At 69.2% G+C, this 11,988-nt stretch carries 9 protein-coding genes; 8 read left to right on the top strand and 1 reads right to left on the bottom strand.

Annotated elements, in window-relative coordinates:
* Nucleotides 1–44: 44 nt before the first annotated feature.
* From ACQEV2_RS06010 to ACQEV2_RS05980, 7 genes are all read left to right on the top strand, one after another.
* Complete coding sequence (locus tag ACQEV2_RS06010; RefSeq protein ID WP_433037283.1) at nucleotides 45–2,348, top strand: FdhF/YdeP family oxidoreductase; 2,304 nt, start codon at nucleotides 45–47, stop codon at nucleotides 2,346–2,348.
* Between the two features lie 258 nt (nucleotides 2,349–2,606).
* Nucleotides 2,607–4,385 (top strand): BCCT family transporter, encoded by a 1,779-nt coding sequence (locus ACQEV2_RS06005; protein WP_433037281.1) that lies wholly within the window; start codon nucleotides 2,607–2,609, stop codon nucleotides 4,383–4,385.
* Between the two features lie 230 nt (nucleotides 4,386–4,615).
* Nucleotides 4,616–5,701, top strand: coding sequence for an S-(hydroxymethyl)mycothiol dehydrogenase (locus tag ACQEV2_RS06000; RefSeq protein ID WP_433037278.1), 1,086 nt, complete (start codon nucleotides 4,616–4,618; stop codon nucleotides 5,699–5,701).
* Entirely contained in the window at nucleotides 5,701–6,330 is a 630-nt protein-coding gene (locus ACQEV2_RS05995) for an MBL fold metallo-hydrolase (protein ID WP_433037275.1), read from the top strand. The genes ACQEV2_RS06000 and ACQEV2_RS05995 overlap by 1 nt, the downstream gene beginning before the upstream one ends.
* A 217-nt stretch (nucleotides 6,331–6,547) precedes the next feature.
* Nucleotides 6,548–6,910, top strand: a complete 363-nt coding sequence (locus ACQEV2_RS05990; protein ID WP_433037272.1) for a bifunctional 3-phenylpropionate/cinnamic acid dioxygenase ferredoxin subunit — start codon at nucleotides 6,548–6,550, stop codon at nucleotides 6,908–6,910.
* Nucleotides 6,907–8,070 (top strand): NAD(P)/FAD-dependent oxidoreductase, encoded by a 1,164-nt coding sequence (locus ACQEV2_RS05985; RefSeq protein WP_433037270.1) that lies wholly within the window; start codon nucleotides 6,907–6,909, stop codon nucleotides 8,068–8,070. Before ACQEV2_RS05990 ends, ACQEV2_RS05985 begins: the two co-directional genes overlap by 4 nt.
* 164 nt (nucleotides 8,071–8,234) lie before the next feature.
* Nucleotides 8,235–9,365: an aromatic ring-hydroxylating oxygenase subunit alpha gene (locus tag ACQEV2_RS05980; protein WP_433037268.1), complete on the top strand. Its 1,131-nt coding sequence runs from the start codon at nucleotides 8,235–8,237 to the stop codon at nucleotides 9,363–9,365.
* A gap of 1 nt (nucleotide 9,366) precedes the next feature.
* Here the strand turns inward: ACQEV2_RS05980 and ACQEV2_RS05975 are convergent, their stop codons facing one another.
* Nucleotides 9,367–10,113: an IclR family transcriptional regulator gene (locus ACQEV2_RS05975; RefSeq protein WP_433054225.1), complete on the bottom strand. Its 747-nt coding sequence runs from the start codon at nucleotides 10,111–10,113 to the stop codon at nucleotides 9,367–9,369.
* 201 nt (nucleotides 10,114–10,314) lie between these two features.
* Between ACQEV2_RS05975 and betA the strand changes: the two genes are divergently transcribed.
* Nucleotides 10,315–11,985 (top strand): choline dehydrogenase, encoded by a 1,671-nt coding sequence (gene betA / locus ACQEV2_RS05970; protein WP_433037266.1) that lies wholly within the window; start codon nucleotides 10,315–10,317, stop codon nucleotides 11,983–11,985.
* Nucleotides 11,986–11,988: the final 3 nt, after the last annotated feature.

Genomic DNA, 11,988 nt, shown 5'->3' with positions numbered 1-11,988 from the left:
ATGGCACGGCCCCGGTTCCCCTACACCGCGGAGTAGCGCTACAGATGACTCGCAAGCCACCTGCTGAGGACCCCGGCGACGCCCGACTGCGGGTCGGCCCCCCGAAGGAGTACGCCGCCGGCATCCCCGCCGTCACCTCCTCGCTGCGGCACGCCGGCGAACAGATGGGGGCCCGCCGCAGCCTGCTCACTCTGCTTCGGGTCAATCAGAAGGAGGGCTTCGACTGTCCCGGCTGCGCCTGGCCCGAACCCGGCCACCGGCACAAGGCGGAGTTCTGCGAGAACGGCGCCAAGGCCGTGGCCGAGGAGGCCACGGCACGGCGGGTCACCCCGGACTTCTTCGCCGAGCACACGCTGGAGGATCTGCTCCCGCGCAGCGACTACTGGCTCGGGCAGCAGGGGCGCCTCACCCACCCGATGTACCGCCCGGCCGGTGCCGACCGCTACGAGCCGATCTCCTGGGACGACGCGTTCGCCGTGATCGCCCGCGAACTCGACGCGCTCGACCACCCGGACCAGGCCGCCTTCTACACCTCCGGACGGGCAAGCAACGAGGCCGCGTTCCTCTACCAGCTCTTCGTCCGCGGCTTCGGCACCAACAACCTGCCGGACTGCTCCAACATGTGCCACGAGTCCAGCGGCTCGGCCCTGGTGGAGACCATCGGCATCGGCAAGGGCAGCGTCAGCCTGGAGGATCTCTACGAGGCCGATCTCATCCTCGTGGTCGGGCAGAACCCGGGCACCAACCACCCCCGGATGCTCTCCGCGCTGGAGAAGGCCAAGCAGCAAGGTGCACGCGTCATCGCGGTCAACCCCCTGCCAGAGGCGGGACTGCTCCGGTTCAAGAACCCCCAGAAGCCCTCCGGCCTCATCGGCGGCGGCACCCGGCTGGCGGACCAGTTCCTGCAGATCAGGCTGGGCGGCGACCAGGCGCTCTTCCAGGCTTTCAACCGCATGCTGCTGGAGGCCGAGGACGAGGCGCCGGGTACCTGCCTGGACACGTCTTTCATCGAGCGGTACACGCACGGCTTCGAGGAGTTCGCCGAGCACGCCCGCAAGGCGTCGTGGGACGAGATCCTCCAGGCCACCGGCCTGCCCGAGGAGGACATCCGGACCGCGTTCGGCCAGGTGCTGGCCGCCGAGAAGATCGTCGTCTGCTGGGCGATGGGGCTCACCCAGCACAAGCACTCCGTGCCCACCATCCGGGACGTCGTCAACTTCCTTCTGCTGCGCGGCAACATCGGCCGCCCGGGCGCCGGCCTCTGCCCGGTGCGCGGCCACTCCAATGTGCAGGGCGACCGCACGATGGGCATCTACGAGAAGCCGGACGCCGCGTTCCTGGACCGGCTCGGCGCCGAGTTCGCCTTCACGCCCCCGCGACACCACGGCCATGACGCGGTCGACAGCATCCGCGCCATGCGCGACGGGCACGTGAAGGTCTTCGTCGCCCTGGGCGGCAACTTCGTCGCCGCGGCCCCCGACACCGACCTGACCGAGCAGGCGCTGCGCAGGTGCCGACTCACCGTCCAGATCTCCACCAAGCTGAATCGCTCGCATGTCATCGCCGGGGAGCAGGCCCTCATCCTGCCGTGCCTCGGCCGGACCGAGGCCGACCTGCGGCCGGGCGGACCCCAACTGGTCACGGTGGAGGACTCCATGGGCATGGTGCACCTCTCGCGAGGGCGGCTCACGCCCGCGTCCGAGCACCTGCTGAGCGAGGTCGCCATCATCTGCCGGATGGCACGCGCCGCCCTCGGGGACACGGACCCGCAGGTGCCGTGGGAGGACTTCGAGGCGGACTACGACCGCATCCGTGACCGCATCGAACGCGTGATCCCGGGCTTCGAGGACTTCAACGCCCGGGTACGGCGGCCGGGCGGCTTCGCCCTGCCCCATCCACCCCGCGACGAGCGCCGGTTCACGACCGCCACCGGACTGGCCAACTTCACCGTCAACCCGCTGGAGAGCCCCAAGGTCCCGCCGGGCCGGCTGCTGCTCCAGACGCTGCGCTCCCACGACCAGTACAACACCACCATCTACGGCTTGGACGACCGCTACCGCGGCATCCACCAGGGCCGCCGGGTCCTCTTCCTGCACCCCGACGACCTCACCGAGCGCGGCCTGTCCGACGGGGACCTCGTCGACATCGTCAGTGAGTACGGGGACGGGGTGGAGCGCCGAGCGCACGCCTTCCGGGCGGTGCCGTACCCGACCCCCCGAGGCTGCTGCGCCGCCTACTTTCCCGAGACCAACGTCCTCGTACCCCTGGACTCCACGGCGGCCGTCAGCAACACGCCCACGTCGAAGTCCATCGTCGTACGGCTGGAACCGGTGACCGCCGACGCGTAGCCCCGTAGCCGAACATCGGGCAACCTGGCACGTCCGACCCCCTTGACAGCCCTCTCCGCCCCCCGGATGGTTGTTGCTCATAGTGAATAACCATGCATTATCCGCAACGACGCACGTTGGCGGCAGCTCCGCCTCCCCTTCTCTCGTCGTTCTCCCATCCGCTCCGGCGTCCCGGTCGGTCAGGCGGAATCACCGACGAGTTCCCTTGCCGTCGTCCGCGACAAAGACACCACTGCCGTCTGTGGAAAGGACGAGCTGATGAACGATATCCGCGAAAGGGACGGGAGTCGTGACCATCCCGTCGCAGCGGATCTGCCGGGAAGCCCGGCGGCATCCGCCGGGCCCCGGACCGACCTGATCGTCTTCGGTGTCGCCGCGGCCCTCACCCTCGCCTTCGTCGTGTGGGGCGCCATCGCGACCGACACGCTGGAGAGCGTGTCCGGGAAGCTGCTGGACGGGACGATCCGAAACGGCGGCTGGGCCTTCGTCCTCGCCGCCTCGGGCTTCGTGGTCTTCGCCCTCTGGCTGGCGATCAGCCGTTACGGGCGGATCACCCTGGGCAAGGAGGGTGAGCAGCCCGAGTTCCGCACGGTCTCGTGGATCGCCATGATGTTCAGCGCGGGCATGGGCATCGGCTTGATGTTCTACGGCGTGAGCGAGCCGCTGTCCCATTTCGTCACGCCGCCGCCGGGCACCGACCCGGCCGACGCCAACGAGGCCATGGAGACCGCCATGGCCACCACCCTCTTCCACTGGACGCTGCACCCGTGGGCGATGTACGCGGTGGTCGGTCTGGGCATCGCCTACAGCACCTTCCGGCGCGGACGCCGACAGCTGATCAGCGCCGTGTTCACCCCGCTGATCGGCGAGCGGCGGGCGAACGGGTGGGGTGGCCGGGTCATCGACATCCTCGCCATCTTCGCCACCCTCTTCGGCTCCGCGGCCTCCCTGGGGCTCGGCGCCCTCCAGATCGGCAGCGGCTTCACCGGACTGGGCTGGCTGGGATCCGTCGGCACCGGCCTGCTGGTCGGCGTGATCGCGGTGCTGACCGTGGCCTTCGTCGCCTCGGCCGTGTCCGGCATCGCCAAGGGCATCCAGTGGCTGTCCAACATCAACATGGTGCTGGCGGTGACCCTGGCGGCCTTCGTCTTCCTCGTCGGGCCGACCATCTTCATCCTCGACCTGCTGCCCACCTCCATCGGCGCCTTCCTCGGCGACCTGACCCAGATGGCAGGGCGTACCGAGGCGTCGAGCGGCGAGGGTGTCGCCGACTGGCTGGCCGGCTGGACGGTCTTCTACTGGGCCTGGTGGATCTCCTGGACGCCGTTCGTCGGTATGTTCATCGCGCGCATCAGCCGTGGCCGGACCATCCGGCAATTCGTGGGCGGGGTCATCCTGGTGCCCAGCACCGTCAGTCTGCTGTGGTTCGCCGTCTTCGGCGGCTCGGCGATGCACCTCCAGGACGAGAAGCGCCTCAGCGACGCCTCGACGGCCCAGGGACAGCTCTTCGACGTGCTCCAGCAGTACCCGGTCGCCACGGTGACGAGCGTGGTCGTGATGATCCTCGTCGGGATCTTCTTCGTCTCCGGCGCGGACGCCGCCTCGATCGTGATGGGCACGCTCTCGCAGCGCGGATCCCTGGAACCGACCCGCGGTGTCGTCATCTTCTGGGGTGTGCTGACCGGAGCGGTCGCCGCGATCATGCTGCTCATCGGCGGCGGCAAGGGGGACGCGCTCACCGGACTGCAGAACCTGACCATTCTCGCGGCGGCGCCCTTCACCCTGGTGATGGTCGGCCTGTGCATCGCGCTCACCCGCGATCTGCGCCACGATCCGCTCATCATCCGGGGGCGCATCGGCAAGGAGGCCATCGAAACGGCCGTCATCGCCGGCCACGAGAAGTACGACGGCGACTTCGAGCTGCGCATCGGCCCCGTGGCGTGCAACGACGACGCGGAGTCCCAGCAGTCCCAGCAGCCCACAGAGTCCCAGCAGTCCACGGAGTCCACGGAAACGACATCCGCCTCTCCCCGCTGACATCGGCTGGGCCCGCGCCCGGCGGGGTCGTGAACCGGCATGTGCGGTCACGACCCCGCCGGGCGTTCGCGCTGTTCCGACGGGATCACCACAGCTGAGAGAACCCCGTCGAGCTGCTTGACCCCCGGTCGGCGCTCCACGATGCTGTGTTGCGGCACATGAGATGTGTGCCGTAATGAGCAACATCCGCATGACCTCTGATTCAAGTCTCGACCAGCCGAGGAGTGGCCATGACGCACCAGGTCCGTGCTGTCGTCGCGCGGGGCAAGGGCGCCCCCGTCAGCCTGGAAACGATCATCGTGCCCGACCCGGGTCCGGGTGAGGCGCTGGTGAAGATCGAGGCCTGCGGGGTCTGCCACACCGATCTGCACTACCGCGAGGGCGGCATCAACGACGATTTCCCCTTCCTGCTGGGGCACGAAGCCGCGGGAATCGTGGAGTCGGTGGGGGAGGGGGTCACCGATGTCGCCCCCGGCGACTTCGTCATCCTCAACTGGCGTGCGGTGTGCGGCCAGTGCCGTGCCTGTCTGCGGGGGCGGCCGTGGTACTGCTTCGACACCCATAACGCGAAGCAGAAAATGACCTTGCTGGACGGCACCGAGCTGTCTCCCGCCCTGGGCATCGGCGCGTTCGCGGAGAAGACGCTGGTCGCGGCCGGGCAGTGCACCAAGGTCGACCCGACCGCGTCGGCGGCCGCCGCCGGTCTGCTGGGGTGCGGCGTGATGGCGGGCATCGGCGCGGCCATCAACACCGGGAACGTGGGCCGGGGTGACTCGGTCGCCGTCATCGGCTGCGGCGGTGTCGGGGCCGCGGCGATCGCCGGGGCGAACCTGGCGGGCGCGGCGAAGGTCATCGCGGTCGACATCGACGACCGCAAGCTGGACACGGCCAGGAAGCTGGGCGCGACGCACACCGTCAACTCCAAGGACGCCGACGCGGTCGAGGCGATCCGCGAGCTGACCGGCGGCTTCGGCGCCGACGTCGTCGTCGAGGCGGTCGGCCGCCCGGAGACCTACAAGCAGGCGTTCTACGCCCGCGACCTCGCCGGCACGGTCGTCCTGGTCGGCGTGCCCACCCCGGAGATGAAGCTGGAACTGCCGCTGCTGGACGTCTTCGGCCGCGGCGGCGCGCTGAAGTCCTCCTGGTACGGCGACTGCCTGCCGAGCAGGGACTTCCCTATGCTCATCGACCTCTATCTCCAGGGCCGGCTCGACCTGGACGCCTTCGTCACCGAGACCATCGCGCTGGACGAGGTCGAGAAGGCCTTCGAGCGGATGCACCACGGCGACGTGCTGCGCTCGGTGGTGGTCCTCTGATGACCGCCCGCATCGAACACCTCGTCACCTCGGGGACGTTCTCGCTGGACGGCGGCACCTGGGACGTCGACAACAACGTGTGGCTCGTCGGAGACGACCACGAGGTGATCGTCATCGACGCCGCCCACGACGCCGACGCCATCGCCGAGGCCGTCGGCGACCGGCGCCTCACCGCGATCGTGTGCACCCACGCCCACAACGACCACATCGACGCCGCACCCGAACTCGCCGACCGCACCGGCGCCCCGGTCCTCCTCCACCCGGACGACCTGCCGCTGTGGAAGCAGATCCACCCCGACCGGGCGCCGGACGCCGAACTGACCGACGGCCAGGGCCTCACGGTGGCCGGCATCGAGCTGACCGTGCTGCACACGCCCGGCCACGCCCCTGGGGCGGTCTGCCTGTACGCACCGGCCCTGGGGGCCCTGTTCAGCGGCGACACCCTGTTCGCGGGCGGGCCGGGGGCCACTGGGCGGTCGTACAGCCATTTTCCGACCATCATCGACTCCATCCGGGACCGGCTGCTGACGCTGCCGGGAGACACCGTCGTGCACACCGGACACGGCGATACGACCACCATCGCCGCGGAGTCCCCGCACCTCCAGGAGTGGGTCGACCGCGGTTTCTGACGCCCACCGGCGACCCTTGAGTGCCCGCCGTATCGGCTCGCGGGTCATCGCGAGCCGATACGGCGGGCTGTTGTTGTTCTATGTGAGTCGAGTTTTGTGTGACGCAACTAAATCGGTGGCCGTGAGCGCCCTCTGAATGCCTTGACAAGGGTTCTGGGCGACCTCAGACTGATGTTGCGCTTACCGCAATCCGTTTCGTTATACGCACCGAGGTGTCATGATGATTCCCGCGTGCCGTCTCGAGGACCTCCCCCGAGGCGAGGCCCACCGGCTCGACATCGATCCGCCGGTTTCGGTGTTCCACACCGACGACGGCGAACTCTTCGCCATCGACGACACCTGCACCCACCAGGACGCGTCGCTCGCCGACGGCTGGCTGGAGGGCTGCGAGGTGGAATGCCCGCTGCATGCTTCCAAGTTCGACCTGAGGACAGGCGCGGTCGACGCCCCGCCGGCCAAGCTCCCGGTGCGGACGCACGAGGTCGTCGTCGAGGACGGCCTGATCCACGTCCGGCTGTCCACCGACGCGCCCAACCTGCCGCCCTGCATCTCGGCCCGGCTCGCCGGGGGTCCCGCGTGAGGACCGTCGCCGTGGTCGGCGCCTCACTGGCCGGCCTGTCGGCGGCGCGCTCACTGCGCAAGCAGGGGTACGACGGGCGGCTCGTCCTCATCGGGGACGAGCTCCACCGCCCGTACGACAGGCCCCCGCTGTCCAAGGAGTTCCTGTCCGGCACGCTCGGCGAGGCCGAACTCGCCCTGGAGACGGACGACGAGGACCTCGGGGCGGAGTGGCTGCTCGGCGTCCGCGCCACCGGACTCGACCACACGCGGCGTGCGGTCGTGCTCGGTGACGGACAGACGGTGCAGGCCGACGGAGTCGTCATCGCGACCGGCGCAGCGGCGCGCACCCTGGCCGGCTCCGAAGGCCTGGCCGGAGTGCACACCCTGCGCACCCTGGACGACGCCCGCGCCCTGCGGGACGAACTGGCCCGCGGCGGACGCCTGGTGGTGATCGGCGGCGGCTTCATCGGCGCCGAGGTCGCCTCCACCGCGTATGCCCTCGGACTCGACGTGACCGTCGTGGAGGCGGCCCCGACACCGCTCGCCGGACCGCTCGGCGAGACCATGGGCGCCATCGTCTCCGCCCTCCACGCCGACCACGGTGTACGGCTGGAGTGCGGCGTGGGCGTCAAGGGGCTGAGCGGGGAGACCCGTGTCGACGCCGTCCTGCTGGAGGACGGCCGCAGCATCCCCGCCGACATCGTGGTGGTAGGAGTGGGTGCACGCCCGAACGTCGAGTGGCTGGAAGGTTCCGGCATCGCGCTCGACAACGGCGTCAAGTGCGGCGCCGACGGCCGCACCAGCCTGGCCGGCGTGGTCGCGGTCGGCGACTGCGCCAACTGGTACGACCCGCGCGCGGGTCTCCATCGCCGCGTCGAGCACTGGACCGGCGCGCGCGAGCGGCCCGACGCCGCGATAGCCGCGCTGCTGGCCGGCGGCGCGGTGGAACCGGGTGTGCCCCGGCCGCCGTACTTCTGGTCCGACCAGTACGGCGTGAAGATCCAGTTCGCCGGTCACGCGGCCGGCGCGGACAGTGTGACCATCGAGGCGGGCGCCGCGGACGACCGCGACGTCCTGGCCGTCTACCGGCGGGCCGGGGACCCGGTCGCCGTGCTCGGGATGAACCAGCCCCGGCTGTTCATGCGCTGGCGCAAGCAACTCGCCGCCACCGCCTCCTGACTCCGCCCGCATCCCGACCGGCCCGCATCTTGACACCGCCCCAGCGGCATCCCATGCTGCGGTTGCATATAGCACGCAGCGTTGCTCCATACACAACGCCGTCCGGAGTCGCTCTTCCCGGCGCGTGAATGACCCCTCCACGACGTTCTCCCGAGGAGTGCACCGTGACCTCGACCAGCCTGCCGGACAGCCTGATCGCCACCCTCCCCGGCTCCTCCTACACGGACCCGGGGATCTTCGCCCAGGAGCAGGAGCGCATATTCGAGACCATGTGGTTCTGTGTGGCGCGCGCCTCCGAGCTGGCGAAGCCCGGTGCCTTCCGCACCGTCGACGTGGGCCGCGAGAGCATCCTCGTCACCCGGGCGCGTGACAACTCCATCCGTGCGTACTTCAACGTGTGCCGGCACCGCGGTGCCAAGCTCTGCACCGAGGAGACCGGCGAGGTCAAGCGGGCCTTCCAGTGCCCCTACCACGCCTGGACGTACGACCTGAACGGCAAGCTCGTCGCGGCGCCCAACCTCACCAAGATGCCCGACGTGGGCCGTACCGAATACGGCCTGGTGAGCGTGGCCGTACGCGAATGGCTCGGCTATGTCTGGGTCTGCCTCGCCGAGAACCCGCCCTCCTTCGAGGAGGACGTCATCGGTGAGGTCGTCGCCCGCCTCGGCGACGTCGAGTCGATCGAGCGCTACGGCATCGAGAACCTCTCCGTCGGCAAGCGGATCACCTACGACGTGAAGGCGAACTGGAAGCTCATCATCGAGAACTTCATGGAGTGCTACCACTGCGCGACCATCCACCCCGAACTGACCGAGGTGCTCCCCGAGTTCGCGGACGGTTATGCCGCCCAGTACTACGTCGGCCACGGGGCGGAGTTCGGTGAGGACGTCCAGGGCTTCACCGTCGACGGCTCCGAGGGGCTCGACCGCATTCCGGGCGTCGCCGAGGACCAGGACCGCCGCTACTACGCGATCACCGTCAAGCCCCAGGTGTTCATCAATCTCGTGCCCGACCACGTGATCTTCCACCGGATGTACCCGGTGTCCGTGGACCGCACGATCGTCGAATGCGACTGGCTGTATCTGCCGCACGTCGTCGAGAGCGGCAAGGACGTCAGCCGGTCCGTGGAACTCTTCCACCGCGTCAACCAACAGGACTTCGACGCCTGCGAGCGCACGCAGCCCGGAATGAGCTCCCGGATGTACGCCAAGGGTGGCGTGCTGGTGCCCAGTGAGCACCACATCGGCGCCTTCCACGACTGGGTGAACGAGCGCCTGGGCACCTCTCAGGGCTGACTCAGCCGAGGTAGCCCATCCGGTGGCTGATCTCCTCGGCGCCCTTGAGCAGCACCGGGGCGAGCTCGTGCAGGCGCTCCTCGGTGAATCGGTAGGAGGGCCCGGACGCACTGAGGGCCGCGATGACCTCGCCGTCCCGGTTGCGGACCGGCGCGGCCATGGCGTGCAGACCGATCTCCAGCTCCTCCAGGGTGAAGGCGTAGCCCCGCTCCCGCGCCTCGGCGAGGTTCTTCTCGAGCTTCGTCTTCGCGGTGATGGTGCGCGGGGTGACCTTCTTCAGGCCGGCGGCGGACAGCAGCGCGGCGCGCTCCTTCGCGGGCATATGGGCCAGCAGGATCTTGCCGCTCGACGTGGCGTGCAGCGGTGTCAGCTGGCCGACCCAGTTGTGCGCGGTGACCGCGCCCGGGCCGCGCACCTGATACAGGTTGATCGCGTAGTGCTCCTGCATGACGGCGATGTTCACCGTCTCGCCGATCTCCTCGGCGAGGCGCTCGCAGACCGGGCGGCCCTGCTGGGTGATGTCGATACGGCCGGTGACCGCGCCGGCCAGGCGGACGATGCCGAAGCCGAGCCGGTACTTGCCGCGCTCGCCGGCCTGCTCCACCAGACCGCGCGCCTCCAGGGCGCCGAGCAGGCGGAAGGCGGTGGACTTGTGGACGTCGATCTCGCCCGCCACCTCGCTGACGCCCGCCTCGCCACGCTGGGCGAGGATCTCCAGGACGCTGATGGCGCGGTCCACCGACTGCACGCCGCCGGCTTGCGAATTCGACGTTTCTGTGTCAGGGCTGTAGTTGCTCACAGTGAAACTATACGCGTAGTAAACAACACACTTGCAAGTAACGCCGTCGAAACGAAGCCCGGTAAGTTGCGTTGTTCGCAACCTGGTGCGCATAGCGGTACTGGGTTTAGCATGCCTCGCATATCTACGGCGCGAGCGAGACGAGGCACCATGGCTCCTCTGCAGTACGACTTCGTCATCGTCGGTGGCGGTTCGGCCGGCAGTGCACTGGCCAACAGACTCTCCGCCGACCCGGCCAACCGGGTGCTGGTCCTGGAGGCCGGCCGGTCGGACTACCCGTGGGATGTCTTCATCCACATGCCCGCGGCGCTGACCTACCCGATCGGCAGCCGGTTCTACGACTGGAAGTACGAGTCCGAGCCCGAGCCCCACATGGGCGGCCGGCGCATCTACCACGCCCGCGGCAAGGTGCTCGGCGGCTCCAGCAGCATCAACGGCATGATCTTCCAGCGCGGCAACCCCATGGACTACGAGCGCTGGGCGGCCGACCCGGGCATGGAGACCTGGGACTACGCCCACTGTCTGCCGTACTTCCGGCGGATGGAGAACTGTCTGGCGGCCGACCCGGACGACGAGTTCCGCGGCCACGACGGCCCGCTCGTCCTCGAACGCGGTCCGGCGACCAACCCGCTCTTCGGTGCCTTCCTCAAGGCGACCGAGGAGGCGGGCTATGCGCCCACGGACGACGTCAACGGCTATCGCCAGGAAGGTTTCGCCAAGTTCGACCGGAATGTCCACCGTGGACGCCGGCTCTCCGCCTCGAAGGCGTACCTCAAGCCCGCGATGAAGCGGCCGAACCTCACCGTCAAGACCCGCGCCCTCGTCACCCGCGTCCTCTTCGAGGGCAAGCGCGCCGTCGGTGTCGAGTTCCAGCGCGGCCGGGGAGCGCTCCAGCAGGTCCGCGCCAGGGAAGTCATCCTCTGCGGCGGCGCCATCAACTCCCCGCAGCTGCTGCAGCTCTCCGGCGTCGGCAACGCCGAGGAACTGCGCGCCCTCGGCATCGACGTCGTCCACGACCTCCCGGGCGTCGGCGAGAACATGCAGGACCACCTGGAGGTCTACGTCCAGTACGCCTGCAAGCAGCCCGTCTCCATGCAGCCGTACATGGCGAAGTGGCGCGCCCCCTTCATCGGCCTGCAGTGGCTGTTCAGGAAGGGACCGGCGGCGACCAACCACTTCGAGGCCGGCGGCTTCGCCCGCAGCAACGACGACGTGGACTACCCCAACCTGATGTTCCACTTCCTGCCCGTCGCGGTCCGCTACGACGGCTCCTCGCCCGCCGGTGACCACGGCTACCAGGTGCACGTCGGACCCATGTACTCCGACGCCATCGGCTCGGTGAAGATCAAGAGCAAGGACCCGCGCGAGCACCCGGCCCTGCGCTTCAACTACCTCTCCACCGAGCAGGACCGCCGCGAGTGGGTCGAGGCGATCCGGGTTGCCCGCAAGCTCCTCAACCAGCCCGCGCTCGCCCCGTACAACGGCGGGGAGGTCTCACCGGGACCGTCGGTGGAGACGGACGAGGAGATCCTCGACTGGGTCGCGAAGGAGGGCGAGACCGCCTTGCACCCGTCCTGCACCTGCAAGATGGGCACCGACGAGATGTCCGTCGTCGACCCGACCAGCATGCGGGTGCACGGCGTGGAGGGCCTGCGCGTGGTGGACGCGTCGGTGATGCCCTACGTCACCAACGGCAACATCTACGCCCCGGTGATGATGATCGCCGAGAAGGCCGCCGACCTGATCCTCGGCAAGCAGCCGCTGGAGCCGTCGAAAGCCGCCTACTACCGCCACCGCGACGCCCAGAAGCAGGCGGGGTAGGCG

This window comes from Streptomyces sp. CA-251387 (genome assembly GCF_050936625.1).
In the GTDB taxonomy this organism is placed as follows: domain Bacteria; phylum Actinomycetota; class Actinomycetes; order Streptomycetales; family Streptomycetaceae; genus Streptomyces.
This window is presented reverse-complemented; position numbering and strand designations above follow the sequence as displayed.